This is a genomic window from Spirosoma horti (assembly GCF_054776595.1).
This window is the reverse complement of record NZ_BAAHBQ010000014.1, coordinates 55,443-77,473: the sequence shown is the minus strand read 5'-3', so window position 1 is coordinate 77,473 and position 22,031 is coordinate 55,443. Positions and strand designations below refer to the sequence as shown.

Here is a 22,031-nt window from a genome sequence, read left to right as displayed (position 1 = left end):
GTGAAAGGTCCGGTTTAGGCCGGTAAAGTCCGGCCAATATTTACCCCAAAAAGCGGCTCTACATCTAGTAGGGCCGCTTTTTGCGTCTTAGGACATCAGCAAAAACCCTCGTATTTGCGTCCTTTCGCTCGAGTCGGCTCGGCCTACTTTCGTACTATGGACACGAAAGTTTTAGGATGCTCGAACGGGGTTAATGGCGGTTGGCTTGCTCAACTTTGGCTTATTCCAATCGACCAGGTTCTCGGCGTTCTCGACCCGGAGCTTTTCTCGCAGGGGAGAGCATTCACGATTCCGGCCTATGGGTTGCCGGTTGCCGAGGATGTCGAGATTACCCGGATTAAATTTCCCAACGGGCAAGCCTCCTTTGAGGAGATTCAAACCCGGAGCGAGGAGGGACCGGCTTACGGAATGACCATCGAGGCAACCCTCCCCAAAAACGAGCTCGAGCTCCTCGACTTTTTGCACCGAAACCAGGCTCGGCGGTGGCTTGCCATTTTCACCGACGTTAACGGAGAGACGTTCGTTTCGGGAGAACCCGAGCGAGGCCTCGACCTTTTCCTTAGTCGATCTATTGCCGCAATCAACGCCGTTAAGCTTTCCCTTTACGGCCGGAACTGGCATCCGGCCTTTATGCTCGAGGACTCAGACCTCGAGACCTTGCTCCCGTATTCAATGATTACTTACCAAGCAGATTTTAACAACTATCAATGAGCGCAATCAGTAGGCCGTTAACACCTTACGCAGTGGCCGAGCGAATTAAAGAGGATGTTTGCAAGCTCCGAGTTCTTTTTTACGCCGGAGACAATCCGCTCGATGTTTCGGGCCAACAATTCGAGCTTAAGCTTTCGTATGCCGGGATTACAGTCGTTAAGAAACTTAACCAGGACATTACCCGGACGAACGTTAACGAGCTCGAGATTTTGCTTACCGATGCCGACAAAGGCTCCCTATCGAGAAAACGGTATAGTTACACGCTCGTAAACACGACGCTCGACCGGACGGAGCTTAACGGCGTTTTAGTCTTTGTTGGGATTGAGCCCTCCTTAAGTCACTCCTCGCAAGGGGCTCCCGATATTCTAATCCGTTACCTCAGCAACTCAACAACAATCGAGGAGGTTGTCCCGGCTATCGTGGGGGAAGTAGGGCCGGAGTGGTTAATTTGGCGGGGAGCATGGCAACCAAACACCGACTACAAAAAACGGGATGGAGTATTCATCGGCGGCAATACTTACCGGAGAAAAATCGACGGTAAATCGGGAGCCTCGTTCGATGCCTCTCTTTGGGATGTTGTCGGCATTTGGGGCAGTATTCCCGATGGAGGCATTAAGACTCTCCAACTAGGAGACGGAGCCGCTACGAGAGACAAAATCGCAGCCTCGGCAGTAACGCCGGAAAAGACAAGCTTTTCGCAAGCAACAACCACGACCGAGGACGCTCTTTTCGATCATTTGCTTTCGTTTGCCGATGATAAAGGAAACGTTTTGTTTAAGGTTCGCCGGGACAACGTTGTCCAATTCTTTCAACTGCTTAGCTCAAAAATCGGCGTTCAACAATACACGTTCGATGTTAACCAGGCAACCCAACAGCTTACAATCAAAGTAAACGGGCTCTCGGCTTTCCGGCTCGGTCAAGATGGGGAGCTCCAATCGGACACCCAGACTACATTTTCAAATCCAACGGAAAAGTATATCCTCCCGATTGTTGACGAAGCCGGGAACGTGGCCTCCTATTGGAACCGGCTCGGGGAGTTGTTTCTCAATAAAATTACGCCGAACAAAATTGCAATCGGCGGCTTTTCGATTGAGCAAGCCGGAAACGATCTCGTTATAAAAGCCGGGAATGTCGAGGCCTTTCGCGTTAAAGCGGACGGTTCGCTCCAAGCGAATAACCTCTCGATTTTCTCAGATTTACTGGACTTGTATCCCTTTAACTATGTCGATGAATCGGGCAACATCGGGCAAGGATTCGACCGCAAAGGGACCGCGCTCGGCATGGTAAGCGCAAGCTCGGCACAGACACAAGGGGGAATTTCGGCAGACATTTTACACATACCGGATTACGGGCAAAGCTTGTCGGTCGGAGCCCTGGGAACGCCGTTAATTTCAACGACTCCCGAGGCCTATGTTATCGGCTTTAACAAAGGGCCGAACATGGCGAGCTATGATGCCGACGCAACGAAATACGACTCTTTTGCTCCGTTGGTTGCCGCAATCCAAGAGGCTCCGGTCTCGGCTCTCGCTCGGATGTTTAAGCAGCAATTACAAACGGATGGGTTTATTATCAACGCGACCGATAGGCGGCTCGAGATTCTCTCCTCGGCTCCCGGATTCTCGGGAGCGACTATCGCAGAGCTCTCCAAAGGAACGGCCAACTATCAACGCTTTATCGACGGAATCTCCAACGCAAAGCGACTCGCTACCGCGCAAGGGAAAACGTATAATATGCCGATCTTTTTATATATGCAAGGCGAGCAAAACGTCAACTCCGACAAAGCCAGTTACAAGGCCTCGTTAATTCAGCTTAGAAAAGACTTTTGGGCCGAGCTAAGCGCAGTTAACCCAAACCAGAAAAACGAGCTTAAATGCCTTACGTATCAGTTGGCGTTTCACAATAAAGCCAATAACAATGCCGGAGCGTATCCAAACATTGCCCTCGGCCTCCTCGAGCTCGGCCTTACGGAGAAAAATTTCTACATGGGGCCGACGATGTATCCCTATGATTACGGAGACGATACACACCTCGCAAACGGCCTCGAGTATGTTAAAGTAGGAGCTTTAGCCGGATACATCGAAAAGAGAATCGTTGTCGATGGGGTTAACTGGAAACCTATCCATTTACGGGATTACATCATCGAGGGCAACATCCTCGAGCTCCGGTTTAATGTGCCTGTTCTCCCGCTCGTTTTCGACACGGTAACGGTAACGAATCCGGGCAACTATGGCTTTCGGCTCTTTATCGGCTCGGCCGAGCAAGCCCTCACATCGGTCGAAATTATCCGGCCGGATACGGTTAAAATCGTTTGCTCGACCGCAATCGTTAAGGGGGCAAAATTAACCTATGCCATTAATGGAACGCTCGGAAAATCCGGCCGGACGCAAGGCTCGAGAGGATGTCTCCGGGACTCTCAAGGGAATACGGTTATTTATCAACCGAGCGGCCTTAACCTCCCGCTCCACAACTGGACTCCAATTTTTGAACAGATTCTTTAATTTTTATATCACCTACAAAAAAGCAAAATCAGTATAATGGGACTTTCAATCGTTGTTAAAGGAGCCGACTTCTCGGCTTTAGGCCTGGGAAATATTAACCTAGCCGAGATGTACATTACTAACTCTGGCATTACGAGCGCAACGCATAAGGCCGCAATCCGGGCGTTTTATGCTTCATTCAGACAAGCCGGATTTATAACAAAGTTCGGAGTCGCTCGGCTGTTTTACGCCGGGACCGCTTTAGCCGACTCGCTCAATCTGGTTAACCCTCAATTAAGTACGGCCGCTTACCAGGCGACTTATTTAAACGATAGTCCGACGTTTCACACCTCGGCCGGATGGAGTCCTAATGCAGCCGCTTTGCATTGCGCCGTTAGTAATTTTCCGGTTAACGGAGATATTAACGGGTTTCACCTTCATGCCTGGAATACAACGCCGGAGGCCGATACGACTCGATATTTACTAGCCGCAAACGCAAACGCGACCGGGAACAATTTCTCGACTACGTTAAGCCGGAAAAACCAAACCCAAACCCGAGGCCAAATAACGCCGTACACGGGCATTTCCAGCATCTCGGCTCCGAATGGTTACGACCCCAACAAAACCGGCTTGTTGAGTGCCTCCCGGCAATCGGGCGGCATTTACAAGCTCTATGATAACGCGGCTATAATTAATAGTTCGGTTCAATCAAATACCTGGAGCACAAGCGGAGCAACGATAATGCTCGAGGGGAGCATCGACCGGACAGTCGCAACCGTTTATACGGCTTGTACTTTCCGCTTTTTGGGGTACGGCTTTTCTACCTGGACAGATGCCGACGAAACCGCACTAAACGCAATGATTACGGCCTTTAATGCCGCAATCGCTTAAGCAAACAAGTCCTTTATAGCAGGAGGTAAGCCTCTCATTTTTGTATCACAACAGATACTTAAATGAGAGGCTTATCTTTTAATAATCTTTCCGGCCTTTGGATGCTCGAGGAGAATTTCGCGTCTCGCTTACAGGAGGTGATAGTCCCACGTTTGCGAGCCGGGAGAGACGCGATACCTCCCTCGATGAGAGGAGAACATCCCTCGGCGTTTATGGGTGGCCGTGAGGATAACCGGCCGCAAGCAGGGACCTCCGGCTATTACGAGTATTATGTCGATGCTTACGCCAAACGAACCGGAGGAGAGGTTCCCATTATTCCCATTATCGGGCCGTTAAGCCGTTACGGAGCTTGTTCGTGGGGGTACGAGGATTTAACCGGCCTTATGCAAGCAGCCGACCGGATGCCGAGCTCTAAAGCGGTCGTTTTAGAGATGAACACGCCGGGAGGTGGAGTCGATGGTCTCCGGGCATTTGCCGAGACTGTTCGCACGATGAGTAAGCCGGTTGTCGTTTGGACTCCATTTTGTGCCTCGGCCGGGGTTTACATTGCCTCACAAGCAAGGGGAGGCATTATCCTCGAGGACCAATCGGTTACGGAGATTGGCTCCATTGGCGTAATTATGATTTACGCGAACCAGGCTCGAGCCCTCGAGAAAGCCGGGATTGACGTTCGGATTTTCCGCTCCGATGGTTCAGAGAAAAAAGCTCCGCTTAACGGCATCGAGCCGCTCTCGGAGGAGACGGTCGCTAAAATTCAAAGCAGCCTTAACAACGCAAAAAAGGAGTTTCACGGAGCCGTAAGACGCGGCCGAGCCGGAGTTCTAACCTCCGACGAATGGACATCGGGCGATATGTTCGGCGTTAAGGACGCGCTAAATATGGGCCTTGCCGATGGAAAGGGCTCCCTGCAAACGGCCGTTACGAGAGCCCTTCAACTAGCAAAAACAACTTAAATTTTTTTCTATGGGTGCAGTTAAAACAACAATTGTCGCAATGGTGGCAACCCTATTCGGAAAGTCCGAACAGGCAATTTCGGAGAAGCTCTCAACCGAGGAGTTTAACCAGTTCTCGCAGGATGCTCAGGCAGCAGCCGAGCGGATTACGGAGCTCGAGGGACAGGTTACAGGTTTCGAGACAACGGTCTCAACCTTAACGACTCGGGCCGAAACAGCCGAGGGACTAGTCGAGACGCATACCGGCCGGATTACGGAGCTCGAGGGCCAACTCTTTACGATGGAGGCCGACCGGGACCAGTACAAAGGATGGTTTGAGGACAAGAAAGCAGCCGGGAAGAATTTGCCGGCCGAGGACGCATCTAACCGAAATGGAGAGCCGGAGGCTTTGTCGGACTACAACGCCGATGCTCTGGAAACATATCGTAAAGAAAAAGGAGGCAAGTAACAACCCGAGAGAGCCGACCAAAGACTTTTTAAATCAGTAAACAACATTTTTCAACTTTAATTTTTATCGACAATGCCAGCAATTAAAGGGTACGATTTCAGCAAATTGCCCTCCGAGTTAATGCAAGTTTTTGACGGCCGTAAAGACATCATTACGGACGTTCTAATCGACGGAGAGGCCTCGCTCCGGTCAGATTTCGAGATGCTCGTAACGGACAACAAAAGCCCGTTAATCAACCTCGAGGTAATGGACGTTTTGAAAGCGGCCTCGGATGATTTCGACCCGGCCGAGGGTGCGCTCAAGTTTGGAGCTCGGACTCCATCCTTTGAGGATGTAGACATCGACTTGCATTTTACCATTGGTGAAATCCAAACGATGTACCGCTCGTATTTGCAGTACGTTAAGGGATTGAGCTCGGAGAAAGACGTTTTAGCAAATCCGTTTCAGGTCTTTTTCCTTACGGAGATTATTAAAACCGCTCGGGGCAACCTGCGGACGCTTGCCTCCTGGAAAGCCGTTAAGAACGGAGCGAACCGGGGCTCTATCTACGCCATTACCGGCCTATTGGCTAAAATGACAGCCGGACGCGCTGCTCAGGGAGACATTCCATCCGCTAACGTGCTTGCCGTTACGGGCGCAATTGACGACACCAATGCTTACGAGCAGGTTCTCGCAATGTGTAAGGTTGTCGAAAACGCGAACGAGGCTCTTTTGAATGTTCCCTTGCAACTGCGATTGGCTCCGGGCTTAGTTCGCGCTGTTAACCGTCGCAGACAGGCGAAATTCTCGAGCGTTCTCCGGCCTGACGATGTAATGAAAGCCGTTGACGGTTACGACAATATTACGCTTAAGGCCGATGTCGGTTTGTCTGGTAAGCAAACGATGGTTATTACTCCGGCCTCGAACCTGTTTTTTGTGTGTAACGAGGATGTCGCAGCTTACCGGCTCAAAGTCGTTGAGACCGTAAAAGGCTGGGATATTAACATCCGTATGTCGGTCGGTTTCGATTACGGTTTCGGAAAGTTGACTTTCCTTAACGACAAAGTTTAAGCGAGTCGAGCTCCGGCCGCTCGGTCGGAGCTCTCCGCTTTTAGTAGTATCTATTTTCTCAATCAATCCATTTTTACAACAAAGACAAATGAAGATTAAAGGGGTTTATTCGATTATTGCCGCTTTTGTGTTGCTGTTTATCGGCTCGGCGGTTGCCGTAGAAACGGACAGCGTATTGTTCGGGGTTGCCTCGATTCCAGCCGTTTCGATGGGCTTTACCCACGTTACGGGTGTTCAGTTGTTTGATACGAAGGCAATCGCTTTCGTTACGTTGGCCGCTATTCCACGTACCAAACAGCAAACTATTAACCCTGGGGGCGGTCGGAGACTGTTCTTAATTGCTACCGACAATTTCTCGGCCGAGTGGCCTAAAAAGACCGAAATCGTAGAGGGCGAAATTACGGTCGCTCCTACATTGGTTGCTGCTCCTGCTAACAGTCCAGCAACGGCTTTTATCGAGGTTCAGGTTTCGGACAACTCGCTTAAGCTTGACGGAGCTCTGAAAGGCGCAACGGGTTATCAATCCTGGGAGCAATCGCTCGAGGTTAAAATCGCAGGTTACAACAAAGAACAATGTGCCGCAATCGAAAAGCTCATTAATACCGAGGTCGTTGCCGCATCCATCCTAAACGACGGAGTAATTACGATCTCCGGGACTTCGTTCTTAGGTCTGCAATTCGAGGTAACGCACACAACCGGAGCGAAAGGCTCAGACCGTCGGGAATGGACGCTTAAGGCCAAAAACGACGGGTATATGCACAACTATATGCCGTTGAAAGACGATGTTACACTACCAGGCGTTTCGGTCGCTTAATCGAGGAGGGCTCTAAAAATTCACCATTTTACTCGAAAGCCTCCTCCGATGGGAGGAGGCTTTTTTTAAAACTATGGCAAAGACTATCAAATTACATCACCCGGACGAGCGGCTCGTTTTTGGATTTAAAGGCCGAGATATTATCGTTTCCAAAACGATGCCGATGCAGGATGCCGAGCTCATTGCAAAGCAATATCCCGGCCAATACCTGACCATTACCGAGGAGCCCGAAACGCCAGCCGAGAGCGAAAGCGAGGCTAAAGCGACTACCGAGGAGGCCTCGACCAAGCAAACCAAGAAAAAGACCGGCAACGCAGAGTAAAACAGCTAGGCCGATAATTCACTCTAATTTTTTTTCTAACAGACTCATTTTTTCAGTACCAACATGGAAGTAAAACACTTAAAAGCGGCGGCTCAATTAGCTGAAATGCACTATAAAGCCGACCCAAAAAGCGAGAGCAAAAAACACGCATTCGAGAATGCGCAATCGGAGTACGAACAAGCGGCCGAGGCCGAGCGAGTGCTTTCCGAGGAGGCCGAGCCGGAGGTTAACCAGAAAGCCGAAACGGGTTCCACCAACAAAGACGAGGCTCCGAAAGAGGATGCCGAGGATTTATCCATCGAGCAACTCGAGGCATTGCTAAAAGCTAAAAAAGCAGACAAAGCAGACAAAGCAGACAAAGCAGACAAGAAAACAAAGGCCGAAACCGAGCAGAAAGCAGCCAAAGACGCGACCGAGGCCGCTACATTGGCAGCGAAAGACAAGGCCGAAAAAGAGCCCGAGGACTCAAAAAAAAACGAGATTCCGAGCTAAGTAAACCGACTCAAGTAGTCGAGGAGGACCGTAAAGAGCGGCTTTCTATGCGAGCAGAGTCTTTGCATAAGGAGGTCGCTCTTTTGTCGAATACCCTCTCGGATTTTGCCGAGGAGGATGTCGAAGGCCGTAAAAATATTGTCGATGCTATCCTCGAGCTTCGGGAGGCCTGGAAAGATGTTCGGTTCGAGCTCGAAAACGGAAAGCCTCGGAGAGCTCCGCTCGAGCGGGACCAAAAGCCGACCGAGGCTCGGCTCGGGATGTCAGAGGCCGAGGTTAAGGTCGAGCTCCAAAAAAACCGAGTCAACATCTCCAAAAACCGAAAGAAAATCGAAGACTCTCCCGAGCACAAAAACCGGCCAACCTGGGAGGCCGATCTCGCTCGGCTCGAGGCCATAAATAACGAATACGAGACTGAACTTATCCGCTTGAAATATGAGACAGCATAACAAATACTTGCAAAAGGTACAGGATGAGCTTAGTATCTATCAACAGTATTTAATTGACGAAAAAACCGAGCTTACACAGGCTCAGCTAGACGTTTTCGACCGAATCGAATTAACCCGGACTTGGTTACGGGAGGGCTATTCTGATTCGCAGGTCTTAACGATGCTTAAGCGGTCGGAGCACATCCAAGACCGACGCGCTCGGGAGATTCTCGCTCTCGCTTATGCCGTTTTTGCCGAGGTTCGTTCGACCAGGGATAAGGACGGTATAAAATACCTCTATTCTGAAATGTTCAGAGATGCCTATAGAAAGGCTATCGAGGCCGAGGACTTTCGAGCGGCTGCTCTGCTCTTAAAAGAGGCCGCAAAAATCGACGGAGCTTATAACAGCGAAACGACGCTCAACTCCGACCAGTACAAACGGCCGACCAAAATCACCATTAAAGTAAAAACGATGAATGTCGGCTCGGTTGCCGAGGCTCCTCGGGAAATTGAAAACGCGACGTATGAACTCGACAAATAAGCCAGCCGAGGAGGTCGAACTCGAGCTCGAGGTAAACGAAAAACAAGCCATTTTTCTAAACGCCGTAACGACTCATAAATACGAGGTCGCTGCAATGGTCGGAGGCCGGGGGAGCGGGAAATCCGTTACCCTCGGAGACTTTCTCATGTACGCCGTTGAGGAGCTCCCGAGGGCTCGATGTGGTTGGGGCGTTAAGACCGTAGCGAAAGCAAAGTCGAAACTTACGGCCGGGATTAAAGCGGCCTGGTTACGGTGGGGGATTGTCGAGTATGATTTCAAAACCGGCCTCGGCTGCTTTTGCCTTTGGCGGGAGCCTCCTGCTCATTTTGAGCGGCCTTACCAATCTCCTGACAATTGGGAGAACTGCATCTCCTTTCCGAACGGATTCGTTATCGAGATGGAAAGTTTTAAGCTCTCGGCCGACGAAAACCGGGGCTCGAACTTTGACCTATACGTAATTGACGAAGGCCTGAATTTTAAAAAGGCCTGGTTAAAGGTGGTTTTACCCACATTACGCGCAAACGTTGGGAAATTCGATTCCTGTTTGCATCAAATGTTAGCGGTTTTTTCGTCTCCTCCCTGGACTCCTGAAGGTGCATGGATTCACGAAATTGAGGACCTCTCCAAAAAGGAGCCAAAAAATTACTTTTACCTCGAGGTAATGACGAAGGACAACCAGGCCTTTTTACCTCCAAATTATATACCTCGTTTACGCAAGCAATTAACCAGGCTCGAATTTCAAGTCGAGGTTGAGGGAAAACGGATCTCAAAATTACCTAACGGATTTTATCCGAGTTTCCAGTATACTTTACACGCCGTAAAAGATGAGACCGACATCGAGGAGCTCGAGGCTACCGTCTATAACGGAGAGCCGTTCTATGATAGTAACCAGGAACTCGAGGTAAGCCTCGACTTTAATGCTCACTTTACATCTTGTACGATATGGCAGTCCGAGGAGGGGCTCTCGAGGCAAGTCGATAATCTATTCGTTAAGGAATCCGACGAAGGCCTTACTATGGCGCAGACTTTAGCGGCTCGGTTTAAAGTCGAGTATTTTAACCATCGTAAAAAAAACGTCACTCTTACCGGAGATAGAAACGGGAAGAATAAAAGCGCGGGTTCTACCGACAGTATGTTTGACCAGGTAGCGAAGCTTTTACGGCCCGAGGGTTGGCTCGTTACCGTGAGCCCTCTCAACTATAACCCTCCTCATAAGGACAAGTTCGTATTGATAAACGATGTACTATCAGAGCGAGACCCGAGCCTCTTTCGAGTAAGGATAGATGGTAACAAGTGCAAGGCGACCATCATAAGTATAGAGAACAGTCCGCTTAAGTCCGACTACAGTAAGGACAAGGGGAGCGAGAGCTCAGGCATGGAGCAGGAGCGAGCGACACACTTAAGCGATACGGTCGATTATTATATCATTTGGAAACGGAAAGGAGGCTCCTCGGTTAACTACAACGATTTCGACGTTTCACTCCTTTAACGATCTCCGCTCGCTCGCTTTTGGAAAGTAAACGAGTTCGGAAAATCAAAAAATCGAAAGGCCGGTCAAGCTCGGGAGCTCGACCGGCCTTTCATATTTTCGGAAATTTGGCTTTTTGGAAATTTCCAAAATGCTAAAGGGCGGGGTCGAGAGAGAGAAAAGAGGCCGTTTTTTTGTTTTTTTAGGAGCAATCGTCCTTATAATCAACGCGTTTAGCTGTTTCGAGGGTGCAACTTTTTTTTGCACCTAATTTGAGTAGGTTAAAACTCTGTTAATCTTTTGATTTCTAGCATTTTATTGCTTATTTTATACCTCATTTGAGGCACTAGAGCGAAAATCTAGCTTTTCCTTAGTTGCTTTGCGTTCGCCTAAGTAAATCACAACAAATACTACAGCATGAACCTTAACGACATTATTGCAGCCCTGGAAAATTACAGCTTGGAGCGGGAGGAAACTCGCAGCTCAGCCGAAAATCTGAAAGCCGCAGTCTTGTATTTCTTTGAACAGATACAGAGTCGCGCGAACTGGACTCCTCAAGAGCTCGAGGACCTACGAGAGCGATGTCAGATAAGCCGGAGCTTGGAAATGCTCGATGCTGCTCTTTTTGACCAGCCACACGAGGAGCAAATCGAAGAAGTTTAAAACGAAAGCCGAGTTTATTACTCGGCTTTTTTACGTATAAGGTTATTCAATATTCTAGTCGTTATCTGTGAAAGGCGATTGAGTAGGAAAAGATTTAAGCTCGAGCAGGATTCTCCGTTCGTCAACCTTAGCGTAAGCCTCGAGCCCTTTTGCTGATGTTCTGCCCATCATAACAAGCGTTGATTCGGTAGAAAAAATCTTGTTGCTATAGTTTTTGATTTCGGGGCAAATGGGAGAAAATACATCCGAGTAAAGTCCTCCGTTAAGACAGAGGTTTGCAAAGGTTTTCCGGCCTACATGAGTTGTTAAAACCTTTTTTATACCGACACGCATTGCTATAATTTTTAGATACAAGTTCGTTTTCTGGTTTGGCCGAACGTGGATTCGCTCCGGTTTTCCATCATAACGAGTATCGAGGATATACTTAGCAATTGGGTGGAAAGGTTGTCGAGCTTTAACGTCAGTTTTAACCCGATCTTTCTCGAGCCATACCATGCCGACCGGCTCGGATGCCTCCGTTAACATTACTTTATAAATAAGGTGATTCGATTGCAGGGATTTTATATCCGTATAGGCAAGTCCCGAGAAACAGCAGATTAAAAAATAATCCCTAACCTCGGCAAGTACCTTATCAGTATCGCCAAAGTCATATGTTAATAAGTTTAGAAGTTCAGAAGTAGAAAGGAAAACAGGGTCATTCGGCTTAACTGCTTTAACCCGATAGCCTTGCAATGGGTCTCGGTTCATGTAGTCGTTAAGGAAAGCCCAAGACAGTATTTGCTTAATCGTTTGGGTATGCTTACGAATCGTAGCGGGTTTTCGTTTCTCCTCGACGCGCATAAAATAACGATACTGCTCAATGAGAGCTAAGCCGAACGATTCTCCCGGTAAATCAATCTGCTTTTTAAGCTTCAACCAGATTTCAATTTTATTCTTAACGGCATCATACGTTTGATAGGTCCCGAGAGTAATCTCAGGGTCCTTACTTATATGCTTTAAATACCGCTCAAAGATGGCAATAAACGAAAACCCTTTACCGTCCTGTTTGAACAGCATTTTTATGTTGTTGGCGGTAAACGGCTCCTCCTTTCGTAAGAAGTCGTTATAAATAGCCGAAACGCGTTCTTTCCAGATGTCGAGCGTTTGGTTTTGTTGTTGAGCCTCTGCCGAACGAGCCGTAATTCGTTGGGCTTCCTGATTCCAGTGTTTTCGATGGACTTGGATTCCGGTCGAGCCGAGCTCGACGCGGGTTTTATCCATTGTAATACGGAAATATATTGTAATCAAATCGGGAGATTTTTTTGAGGGATGAGCCCAAAAAAGTTTTTCCATTCTTTTTGTGACCATTTAAAGGCAACGGTGTTTCAAGTTATTGAATCCGTAAACCTACTAAGTTTAAATTATAATATAGTTGTATTATAGTATGTATTTTTACTAAAACACATACGTGCCACCTCGGGAAAATAAGTGCCTCCTTATTGGCCTCCGAACGTTCACAATGACAAGAGCTTAAGGAAGAGGTAAGTAGACTGAGAACCAACAAAAAAGCCTCCCTTTGTGGAGGGAGGCTCGGTATAACTGAGATGCTTATGCAGAGAGAGAGGGATTCGAACCCCCGGACCTGTTACAGTCAGTGGTTTTCAAGACCACCGCAATCGACCACTCTGCCATCTCTCTTTCTTGGGTGCAAATATAAGAACGTTTTGAGATTTGTCAACCCACTGCGGGCCATTTTCAGGTAAAAAGGCTAATTTTGGCAATGATTTGAAGAGCGAAAGCGTAAATGAGTACAGGAACGGATCCGTTTCTGTTCACTCAGGCTCTCTTTCGCTCGTTCACTCTTTCGCTCTTTACAATGGATACCCTCGAATCGCTACCCTCGCTTGAGACCGCCCGCAAACTGGGCCTGCTTCCCGAAGAATTTGATCGAATTGCCGAAATTCTAGGCCGACGGCCAAATTTTACTGAACTGAGTATCTTCTCGGTGATGTGGTCGGAACACTGCTCTTATAAGAACTCCATCGTCTGGCTGAAAACCCTGCCCCGCGATTCCGATCGAATGCTGGCCAAAGCTGGTGAAGAAAACGCGGGTCTGGTCGACATTGGCGATGGACTGGCCTGCTCGTTCAAGATCGAATCGCATAACCACCCATCGGCACTGGAGCCTTACCAGGGAGCTGCCACGGGCGTCGGCGGTATCAACCGCGATATATTTACGATGGGGGCCCGGCCCATTGCTCAGTTAAACTCCCTTCGCTTTGGCGATCTGAATCTGCCCAAAACCAAGCGGTTGCTGCGAGGTGTTGTCAAAGGCATCGGCGATTATGGCAACGCGTTCGGCATTCCAACCGTGGGCGGTGAACTCTTCTTCGATGATTGTTACAACACCAATCCGTTGGTGAACGCGTTCTCGGCGGGTATTGTCGAAGTGGGCAAGTCGGCGAAAGCCACCAGCTTCGGCGTGGGCAACCCGGTGTTTATTGTTGGCTCCGCCACGGGTAAAGATGGTATTCACGGGGCCACGTTTGCCTCGGAAGACATCTCGGCCGCATCGACGGATAAGCTACCGGCGGTGCAGGTAGGTGATCCATTCATGGAAAAACTGTTGCTGGAAGCCACGCTCGAAATCATTGCGACGGGCTATGTGATTGGTATTCAGGATATGGGTGCCGCCGGGATTATCTGCTCAACGTCGGAGATGAGTGCGAAAGGCGAGCACGGCATGATCATCGACCTCGACAAAGTACCCACCCGTCAGCCCAACATGGCCCCTTTCGAGATTCTGCTGTCCGAATCGCAGGAGCGCATGCTGGTCGTGATCGAGAAGGGAAAAGAACACATCATTCAGGGTATTTTCGATAAGTGGGATCTGAACTGCGCGCAAATCGGCGAAGTAACGGCCCGTGGCGATAATGACCTGGGTCGTCTGCATTTCTACCGTCATGGCGAAGTCGTTGCCGATGTACCTGCCTACGATCTGGTCTTGGGTGGGGGGGCTCCCCAGTACAACAGGGAGTATAAAGAACCGGCTTATATAAAAGAATACGCTAAATTCGATATTACGGATGTCGACGACATCGAGAAGGAAGACATTCGGGAAATTGCCGAACACCTGCTGGCACACCCGAATATCTGCTCGCGGAAGTGGGTATACGAACAATATGATTCGATGGTGGGTACCGGCAATCGCAGCACCAACTCGCCTTCCGATGCGGCTGTTGTGCGGGTGAAAGGGCCCGGCATTCCGGCTACCGACAAATCCATCGTCATTACGGTTGACTGTAACAGCCGTTACGTCAACGCAAACCCGCGTCAGGGCGCTATGATTGCCGTTGCTGAAGCCTGCCGCAATATCGTTTGCACGGGGGGCGAACCGCTGGCGGTCACCAACAACCTGAACTTCGGGAATCCCTACGTACCGGAAGTATACTGGCATTTTGTGGAAGCCGTTCAGGGCATGGGCGAGGCCTGCCGCCGGTTCAGCACACCCGTTACGGGCGGTAACGTTAGTTTCTACAACCAAAGCTCCGACGACGGCCCTGTATTCCCGACGCCAACCATCGGTATGCTTGGCCTGATGGAAGACCCGACCCACCGTATGACGCTGGATTTCAAAAACGAAGGCGACCTGATCTATCTGATCGGGCAGTCAACGAACGACATCGCTTCGTCGGAGTACCTGTATTCGTTCCTGGACATTAAAGCTTCACCCGCACCTTATTTCGAATTTGACGATGAATGGCACGTGCAGGAAGGAATCAAAACCATGATTCGCAAAGGCTGGCTTCAGTCGGCCCATGACGTGTCGGATGGTGGTTTATTTGTTACCCTGGCCGAGTCAGCCATGGCCGGAAACAAAGGCTTTGACATCGTTTCGGATGACCGGCACCGGCTGGATTCGTTCCTCTTTGGGGAGAGCCAGAGCCGCGTGGTCGTGACGATATCGCCCGAGCAACAGAAGCATCTGGAAGGCTACCTGCATGATACGGTCATGCCGTTTATGCTCCTGGGCACCGTAACGGATGCATCGCCCGCGTTTGTGATCGACGGAACGCCCATCATCACACTGGCTGAAGCAAAGGATCTGTACGACAATGCGCTGGGTAAAATCATGGCCTAATCATTAACGTGTTCAACGGACCTGAAAACTATTAAGAACGGCCGATGATGCGCCCGGCAAGCTGCTTGTTGGCAGATCATCGGCTTTTTATATTTTAACTCATTCTATGGCACTTGACCTAGCCGCGATTACCCGGGAAATCGCTACCATTGCCACCGATGCGGGCGCTTTTTTACTTCAGGAACGGAGTCGGTTTCAGCGCGAAGCAATCGAATACAAAGGACTGAATAATCTGGTATCTTACGTAGACAAAGAAACGGAAAAACAGCTCGTTGAAAAGCTGCGCCAGTTACTGCCCGAAGCCGGTTTTATTACCGAAGAAGGCACTACGGGGCAGGAAGCGGATCAATCGGCGCTTAACTGGATCATCGATCCCCTCGACGGTACGGCCAATTTCATACATGATCTCCCCGTTTTCTCGGTGAGCATTGGGCTGGCGCAGGGCAAAACGCCCATCGCCGGCGTCATCTACGACCCCAACCGAAACGAATGTTTTTCAGCCTGGCAGGGTGGAGGGGCTTATTGCAATGGTAAACGAATGTCCGTTTCGCCGGCTACCCAACTGGGCGAGAGCCTGATTGCCACCGGATTTCCTTACTACGCCTTTGACAAGATGCAGGCCTATCTGCGTATTCTGGAGTCGCTGATGCAGCAAACGCACGGCTTGCGCCGAATGGGGTCGGCCGCTATCGACCTGGCTTATGTGGCTGCCGGCCGGTTCGAAGCGTTTTATGAATACAACCTTAATTCCTGGGATATGGCCGCTGGCGTACTGCTCGTGCGGGAAGCCGGTGGTGTTGTGAGTGACTTCGAAGGAGGGGATGAATTCCTGTTCCGGGGTGATGTGGTGGCGGCCTGTGGCATACACCCTGAACTGATGAAGGTTATGCAGGAGTTTTGGCGATAAAGTACCAGACAGCTTCCAGCTGCCTGCGTGTTAGCAAAAAATCCGCTTCATTCAGATAACTGGAAGCTGTCTGGTACGTAGGCAAGCCGGACTGGTCGTTTTTTGAAAACCGGACGCATTTGACAGGCTGGCCAAAAACTATATTTGTGGAATAAGTCTGGTAGGTCAGGCTGGTATAACAATAAAACACAAGTAGTCTTATGCAGGATCTGGATGCACTCAAATACCCTATTGGTGACTTCGTTTATGGCCAGTCTTTTTCGGACGAACACACACGGCAGCACATTGCAGCCATCGATGAACTGCCTATCAAACTGACGGAACTGGTGGGCAAATGGGGCGATGACCGGCTGGATACACCGTATCGACCCGGGGGCTGGACAATCCGCCAACTGGTACACCACATGGCCGATAGCCACATCAATGCGTATGTTCGCACAAAACTGGCGCTAACGGAATTTAATCCAACCATCTCGCCCTATGAAGAAGGTGAATGGGCAAAACTGCCCGATTCTACCCTCGACATCGCCCCCTCGCTGGTTATTCTGCGAAACCTGCACCAGCGGTGGGTGACAATCCTGAACGCCCTTACCGATGCCGAACTAGGCCGGACGTATTTCCACCCCGGTAGCCAGCGAACATTTGTTCTTCGGGAAGTTGTTGCCATGTATGCCTGGCACGGTGAACACCACTATCAACATGCTTTCCGCTTAGCTCAGCGGAACGGTTGGGCGTAATTACTCGTTTATGGTTTACGGTTTGTCGACCAACAGCCTACAGGCCCGATCTCAAACCATAAATCCCAGCGGGGAACCGCGAATACTGTAAACGTAAAGCCATGCAGGAACTCCTCATTTTTCTGATTTTTGCCGTCGCTCTCGCTTATTTGGGCAATCGGGCATACCAGAATTTTTCAGCAAAAAAAGCTGGTTGTGGTAAAGGATGTGGCTGTGCCACAGACACTAAGCTCTCGGCCCGGTCTACCGTAAAGTGAATATACGTTTAGGCCTATAACATTTTAGTAAGCCTGTAGTTAGTTGTAGCAATGAATGCTCAGCGAATTACCGGATTAGTTGTTCTACTCGTTTTTATTCTAAGTCTGGACGGGTGCCATCGCGTTCGCCCGGACGCGCCGGTTCAGGAGGAGTACGAACCGGCTATTACCGACCCGGTTTCCTACATGGCCGGGAATTTAACCTTCAATATCAGCGACTTAGAGGCTAAAATCAACCGGTCTCTCTCGACAACCCTGGTGCCTGAAGAAACTTTTGAAGGCCGAAAAGGGGAAGCCTGGAAACTGCGTGTAGAACGTACCGGTCCGGTGCGTATCCGGTATGCAAATCGAAAAGTATATTTCTCGGCTCCACTCCAGGTCTGGTACACCAATCCGATCGGTCTTCGTAAAGCCGAAAAACGCAAAAGCCGCCCACTCTGTGCCCTTTCTGTAACGTTTAACAGCCCCGTTGGTGTCGGCTCGTCCTGGCGGCTGGCCACGAAATCCCGTTTCGAAAATTACCAGTGGACCCAGGAGCCAAAGGTGCAGATGCTGGGTATAAAGTTTAACGTCAAGAAAATTGCCGAAAAAATTCTGGATAAGCGACGGGCCGACATTGAAGGCGCTATCGACAAAGCTGTGTATAACGGACTCCGGCTTGACCGGGAGGTGAGGAAAGTCTGGCGTGATATGCAAAATCCGTTGCGGATTGCCAAAGTGCCCGAAAATTTCTGGCTGCTCCCCAAGCCGTTCAGTATTGCGGTTGCGCCAGTATACGGCAATAGAAAACAGATTACGGTGCCCATTCAGATTGCCTTCCGGGTAAAAACACATCTGGGACCAAAACCACTGGTCGATTCGCTCGAGCGCCTTCCCCGGTTGCTACGCCGGAATAGCCTGCCCGATTCGGCGCGTATCGAGGTGCTGGCCTTTATTCCGTATACCGATGTGAATACGGTACTGGCACAGAAGCTGATTAAACAAAAACTTAATCTCGCCGGGGGCAATGTGACCGTAAACAAAGCGATGGTTTATGGCAGTGGCCGCAAGCTTATTTTAAAAGCCGACGTAGGCGGGCGCGTAAAGGGAACGCTGTTTTTCCACGGGAATCCGCATTATGATACGCTTACCAATACCCTTCGAATGCAGGACGTTGATTTTGACGTAGATACCAAGGAGCGCCTTTTTGCAACAGCCGACTGGCTGCTTCATGATCACCTGCGCGATACGATTCAGGCGGCCATGATTATTCCACTTAATCAGCAGATTGCTACCATTCCCGAGAAAATTGAAACCGCTTTTGCCAATGCCAAAGTTGGGCAGAAAACGGCCCTCAATCTGGACACGTTCCGACTAATTCCCCAACGCATCGTTGTCCGGCCCGACGGGGTTCAGGTCTTGATCAAAGTAAAATCGAAGGTGGCGGTAAAAATTAAAAAGTTATAACTGCACTAGTTTGGTTGCCAGCGCCAAAGGTAGCGACTGGCCGTTGTCCGATGGGGACGCCAGGGCTCGGCGATGTCAAGTAACACGTTGTAAAGCGGTTTACCCGTCAGTCCGTTCGTTTGTTCAGGATAGGCCCGCATCATTCGTTGCCGAATCACCAGATCATCGATCGGGAAAACATCCGGGCGGTTCAGTACAAACATAAGCAGCATTTCCACCGTCCAGCGGCCAACTCCTTTGATGGGCAACAGGTACTGGACGATTTCTTCATCGGTCATGGCATCGACATACGCCCGACTCAGTGCCGCGCCTGACTTTTCGAGTGAGAACGTTGCCACACTTTGGAGGTACTTGATCTTCTGAAAAGACAAACCTGCGCTTCGTAGCTCTTCGGTGGTTTTGAGCAACAGCGCATTCGCATCCGGGTAGTTGTCGGGAAACAGCGCCCGAAAACGACCAAAAATGGCATCGGCTGCTTTTACCGAAATCTGCTGAGACACAATACTTTCCAGCAGGGCCAGATACAGATCGTCGGCGTAGTCATTAAAAATCTTGGGCGATGGCGTTTCGGCAATGATACGGGCCATAACCGGATCGAAGGCCAGGTGCCTGATAGCAGGGGAGTCGGGAGACATGTCGATAGCTTACCGGAAGAAGGGTGATTTAGGGGCTGTCCGGACTATACCATAGCACAGCCCAGACACTGTTTACAGCGTCTTATTTTCCCAGTCCCTCAACCAGGGTATTCAGCAGAACACTCTTTTGTTTAAGGTCGTAGATGTACTCCCAGAACATGACACCGGCCAGATCGTTTGATTTGACGTACGCTAATTTGTACGTAAATGATTCAGGGTCAGCATAGGAGATAAACGTGTGCGACGTTGGATTCCACAGATAAGGCGCTTTGGCATCGGCATCCCAGTAGCGCGTAAATCCGTTCTTATTAATGTACTTATCGGCCAGCTCGTCGTAGCTAATGAACGAATGTTTACCCGTTGCGGGTTGAAACAGGCCGTTATCCTGATCGCGGGTGTCGGCCCAGCCGCGCCCGTAGAACGGCAATCCCAGCACAATTTTACTGGCCGGTACACCCGCCCGAATGTGGCCGTCGACGGCATCGGCGCTACTGTTGCGGGCGTGATCGCCTTTGGCCGACTGGGTCAGGGGGCTGTGATGCCCGGTTACTTTGTCATTACCGTGATACAGATCGTAGGTCATAATGTTGACGTAATCCAGGTAAACCTGCGCTTTCCCTAACTCGGTATGATTGACAAAGGCCGTATCGCCCCCGGTGGCGGCTGTGAGCAGGTAGTGATTGCTGCCGGTGCGCTTGTCCAGTTTACCCTGAGCGTCCAGACCATCCCGCAGTGCTTTCAAAAAGAGGGTAAAATTCGGCTTGTCTTCCGGCCGGAAAATGTTGCCAGCGCCAATTTGGTCCGGGTACTCCCAGTCGATGTCGATGCCATCGAGCCGGTGTTTTTTTAGTATATCGACCGCACTCTGGGTGAATTTACGGCGAGACGCATCCGTCAGGGCCGCATCGGAAAAGTATTTGCAGCCACCCCAGCCGCCAATGGAAAGCAGTACTTTCAGGTCCTTGTTCGTGGCTTTGAGAGACGTCAGCGCAGCCAGATTTTCGGCGTCTTTTTTGCTGAGCGGAGCTATTTGGCCCTGTTGGTCAGGAACACCGAAGGCATAGTTGATATGGGTTAACTTTCTGGCTTCGATCTGGTCTTTGGTCCAGCCATTGCCCGTGACATAGCCAATGATAACGTAGGATTTTGCTGTCGACTGCGCCAGAACTGTTTGTCCGAAAAGTAGAAGGAACGAAGTGGCAACTAGGAGAATGGTTTTCATGGGAATGAGTGAGAGGGTAAATCAGGCCGTCGAAACGGTAGCAATAAAGCTGTCGCTAAAAGGGCAGCCCAGGGCACTGTGCCACAAATATACGGAGACAGACTTGTTCAATAGTGCTTAACTAACGCTGTGGACGTCATTTTTCAATTATTAAACCGAATGGGGCGGTCGGGCTAATACGCTACCCAAGGCAGGCTAAAACTCATTTTGTGAACATTCGGTTACGTCCAGAGTAGTTGATTTATCTTTGACCTCAAAACGAAAGCCAACCCTGGCCAATACATTTAGTAACGTATGTCGAAACGCCGACGCAACCGATCCGCTGAGAAATTGCTCGGCACTTCGCCTGGCACCCTTACCTATGTGGGCCAGGAAATTGAACACGCCATAAAAATTAAACGCATCGATTATAACGCCACGGATTACCAAATTGATGACAGCAGCCGACTGAGTGCGTGCAAACTGCCAAATACGGAGTCTCCCTATGTTAGCTGGGTCGATGTGGATGGGATCCATGAACCCAAAGTAGTGGCTGCCCTTGGCCAGCAATATCACCTGCATCCACTATTGCTGGAGGATGTGCTGAACACGGAACAGAAACCAAAAATCGACCTGTATGACGACACTGTTGTGTTTATAACGCTTAAAATGCTGCACCACAGTCGTCAGTTGCAGGAAATAGACATCGAGCACATTAGTCTGGTATTGGGCAAGAACTATTTGGTCTCCTTTCAGGAGGAACGGACAAAGGATATCTTTCAACCAGTCATTGATCGCATCAAGGCCTCGTCGGGCAAAACCCGCCGTAATGGAGCCGATTACCTGCTTTATGCCCTGATGGACGTAATTGTTGACCATTATTTCGTGATAACGGAGCGTATTGGGGAAAAAATGGATGAACTGGAAGATGAGATTGTTCAGGAACGGGCAACCCAGCAAACCCTGGCTACGCTGTATAAACTCAAGCGTGAACTGGCCTTTATCCGGCGAACGGTCAACCCCTTGCGCGACATGATCGGGTTATTGCTGCGGGGCGAATCGGAATTGATCCAGCACAGTACGATGCCCTACCTGAGTGACCTGTCCGACCATGTCAATCAGGTCATCGAAACGCTCGAATCGTATCGGGAACTCATTGCCGGGTTGATGGACGTGTATTATTCGATCGTGAACAACCGCATGAACTCGGTGATGAAAACGCTGACCATTGTGTCGGCTATTTTTATTCCGCTGACGTTCATCGCGGGTATCTACGGCATGAATTTCAGTAATATGCCCGAATTGCGTTCGTCAACGGGTTATTTTTGGACTTTATTTGTCATGGCCTTCATTGCCCTTGGCGAAATTATTTATTTTAAACGACGGGGATGGATGTGATCATTTCGGTTACATCTATCCAGAATTCAGTCGCTTACACGAACTATCGGACACTTTGAAGCGGGCAGTTTT

General features: G+C 49.8%; 22 protein-coding genes and 1 tRNA gene. 19 read left to right on the top strand and 4 right to left on the bottom strand.

Annotation, left to right across the window (positions count from 1 at the left end; translation table 11 throughout):
• Nucleotides 1-156: 156 nt before the first annotated feature.
• From ACYVAM_RS30575 to ACYVAM_RS30515, 13 genes are all read left to right on the top strand, one after another.
• Nucleotides 157-711 carry a hypothetical protein gene (locus ACYVAM_RS30575; protein ID WP_461073954.1) on the top strand — a complete coding sequence of 185 codons (555 nt, stop codon included), beginning with the start codon at nt 157-159 and terminating at the stop codon, nt 709-711.
• Entirely contained in the window at nt 708-3,209 is a 2,502-nt protein-coding gene (locus ACYVAM_RS30570; RefSeq protein WP_461073953.1) for a hypothetical protein, read from the top strand. Before ACYVAM_RS30575 ends, ACYVAM_RS30570 begins: the two co-directional genes overlap by 4 nt.
• 36 nt (nt 3,210-3,245) lie before the next feature.
• Nucleotides 3,246-4,079 carry a hypothetical protein gene (locus ACYVAM_RS30565; RefSeq protein WP_461073952.1) on the top strand — a complete coding sequence of 278 codons (834 nt, stop codon included), beginning with the start codon at nt 3,246-3,248 and terminating at the stop codon, nt 4,077-4,079.
• Nucleotides 4,080-4,264: 185 nt separating this feature from the next.
• Nucleotides 4,265-5,032, top strand: coding sequence for a S49 family peptidase (locus ACYVAM_RS30560; RefSeq protein WP_461073951.1), 768 nt, complete (start codon nt 4,265-4,267; stop codon nt 5,030-5,032).
• Nucleotides 5,033-5,042: 10 nt separating this feature from the next.
• On the top strand, nt 5,043-5,480 hold the full coding sequence (locus ACYVAM_RS30555) for a hypothetical protein (RefSeq protein ID WP_461073950.1): 438 nt from the start codon (nt 5,043-5,045) through the stop codon (nt 5,478-5,480).
• Between the two features lie 72 nt (nt 5,481-5,552).
• On the top strand, nt 5,553-6,530 hold the full coding sequence (locus ACYVAM_RS30550; protein WP_461073949.1) for a hypothetical protein: 978 nt from the start codon (nt 5,553-5,555) through the stop codon (nt 6,528-6,530).
• Between the two features lie 88 nt (nt 6,531-6,618).
• Nucleotides 6,619-7,344, top strand: coding sequence for a hypothetical protein (locus ACYVAM_RS30545; protein ID WP_461073948.1), 726 nt, complete (start codon nt 6,619-6,621; stop codon nt 7,342-7,344).
• A 73-nt stretch (nt 7,345-7,417) separates the two neighbouring features.
• The gene (locus ACYVAM_RS30540; protein WP_461073947.1) at nt 7,418-7,666 is read left to right on the top strand and encodes a hypothetical protein; all 249 of its coding nucleotides are present in this window, start codon (nt 7,418-7,420) and stop codon (nt 7,664-7,666) included.
• Nucleotides 7,667-7,729: 63 nt separating this feature from the next.
• Nucleotides 7,730-8,158, top strand: coding sequence for a hypothetical protein (locus tag ACYVAM_RS30535; RefSeq protein ID WP_461073946.1), 429 nt, complete (start codon nt 7,730-7,732; stop codon nt 8,156-8,158).
• 47 nt (nt 8,159-8,205) lie between these two features.
• Nucleotides 8,206-8,607: a hypothetical protein gene (locus ACYVAM_RS30530; RefSeq protein ID WP_461073945.1), complete on the top strand. Its 402-nt coding sequence runs from the start codon at nt 8,206-8,208 to the stop codon at nt 8,605-8,607.
• On the top strand, nt 8,594-9,127 hold the full coding sequence (locus ACYVAM_RS30525) for a hypothetical protein (RefSeq protein WP_461073944.1): 534 nt from the start codon (nt 8,594-8,596) through the stop codon (nt 9,125-9,127). Before ACYVAM_RS30530 ends, ACYVAM_RS30525 begins: the two co-directional genes overlap by 14 nt.
• The gene (locus tag ACYVAM_RS30520; protein ID WP_461073943.1) at nt 9,111-10,616 is read left to right on the top strand and encodes a hypothetical protein; all 1,506 of its coding nucleotides are present in this window, start codon (nt 9,111-9,113) and stop codon (nt 10,614-10,616) included. Before ACYVAM_RS30525 ends, ACYVAM_RS30520 begins: the two co-directional genes overlap by 17 nt.
• 396 nt (nt 10,617-11,012) lie before the next feature.
• The gene (locus tag ACYVAM_RS30515; protein WP_461073942.1) at nt 11,013-11,258 is read left to right on the top strand and encodes a hypothetical protein; all 246 of its coding nucleotides are present in this window, start codon (nt 11,013-11,015) and stop codon (nt 11,256-11,258) included.
• A gap of 54 nt (nt 11,259-11,312) precedes the next feature.
• Here ACYVAM_RS30515 and ACYVAM_RS30510 read toward each other — a convergent pair whose 3' ends face one another.
• Both ACYVAM_RS30510 and ACYVAM_RS30505 read right to left on the bottom strand, forming a co-directional pair.
• Nucleotides 11,313-12,590: a site-specific integrase gene (locus tag ACYVAM_RS30510; RefSeq protein WP_461073941.1), complete on the bottom strand. Its 1,278-nt coding sequence runs from the start codon at nt 12,588-12,590 to the stop codon at nt 11,313-11,315.
• A gap of 260 nt (nt 12,591-12,850) precedes the next feature.
• A tRNA-Ser gene (locus ACYVAM_RS30505) sits at nt 12,851-12,935 on the bottom strand.
• Nucleotides 12,936-13,113: 178 nt separating this feature from the next.
• On the opposite strand from ACYVAM_RS30505, the gene purL reads away from it, so the two are divergent.
• The 5 genes from purL (at nt 13,114) to ACYVAM_RS30480 (ending at nt 18,725) form a co-directional block, all read left to right on the top strand.
• Nucleotides 13,114-15,378 (top strand): phosphoribosylformylglycinamidine synthase subunit PurL, encoded by a 2,265-nt coding sequence (gene purL, locus ACYVAM_RS30500; protein WP_461073979.1) that lies wholly within the window; start codon nt 13,114-13,116, stop codon nt 15,376-15,378.
• 106 nt (nt 15,379-15,484) lie between these two features.
• On the top strand, nt 15,485-16,285 hold the full coding sequence (locus ACYVAM_RS30495; protein WP_461073940.1) for an inositol monophosphatase family protein: 801 nt from the start codon (nt 15,485-15,487) through the stop codon (nt 16,283-16,285).
• 200 nt (nt 16,286-16,485) lie between these two features.
• Nucleotides 16,486-17,022, top strand: a complete 537-nt coding sequence (locus tag ACYVAM_RS30490; protein ID WP_461073939.1) for a YfiT family bacillithiol transferase — start codon at nt 16,486-16,488, stop codon at nt 17,020-17,022.
• Between the two features lie 101 nt (nt 17,023-17,123).
• Nucleotides 17,124-17,279 (top strand): FeoB-associated Cys-rich membrane protein, encoded by a 156-nt coding sequence (locus ACYVAM_RS30485; protein ID WP_461073938.1) that lies wholly within the window; start codon nt 17,124-17,126, stop codon nt 17,277-17,279.
• A gap of 51 nt (nt 17,280-17,330) precedes the next feature.
• Nucleotides 17,331-18,725, top strand: a complete 1,395-nt coding sequence (locus ACYVAM_RS30480) for a DUF4403 family protein (protein WP_461073937.1) — start codon at nt 17,331-17,333, stop codon at nt 18,723-18,725.
• Nucleotides 18,726-18,730: 5 nt separating this feature from the next.
• Here ACYVAM_RS30480 and ACYVAM_RS30475 read toward each other — a convergent pair whose 3' ends face one another.
• Nucleotides 18,731-19,360, bottom strand: a complete 630-nt coding sequence (locus ACYVAM_RS30475) for a DNA-3-methyladenine glycosylase family protein (protein ID WP_461073936.1) — start codon at nt 19,358-19,360, stop codon at nt 18,731-18,733.
• Between the two features lie 82 nt (nt 19,361-19,442).
• Nucleotides 19,443-20,582, bottom strand: coding sequence for a glycoside hydrolase family 18 protein (locus ACYVAM_RS30470; RefSeq protein ID WP_461073935.1), 1,140 nt, complete (start codon nt 20,580-20,582; stop codon nt 19,443-19,445).
• Between the two features lie 294 nt (nt 20,583-20,876).
• On the opposite strand from ACYVAM_RS30470, the gene corA reads away from it, so the two are divergent.
• Complete coding sequence (gene corA, locus ACYVAM_RS30465; RefSeq protein ID WP_461073934.1) at nt 20,877-21,959, top strand: magnesium/cobalt transporter CorA; 1,083 nt, start codon at nt 20,877-20,879, stop codon at nt 21,957-21,959.
• The last annotated feature ends 72 nt before the right edge of the window (nt 21,960-22,031 follow it).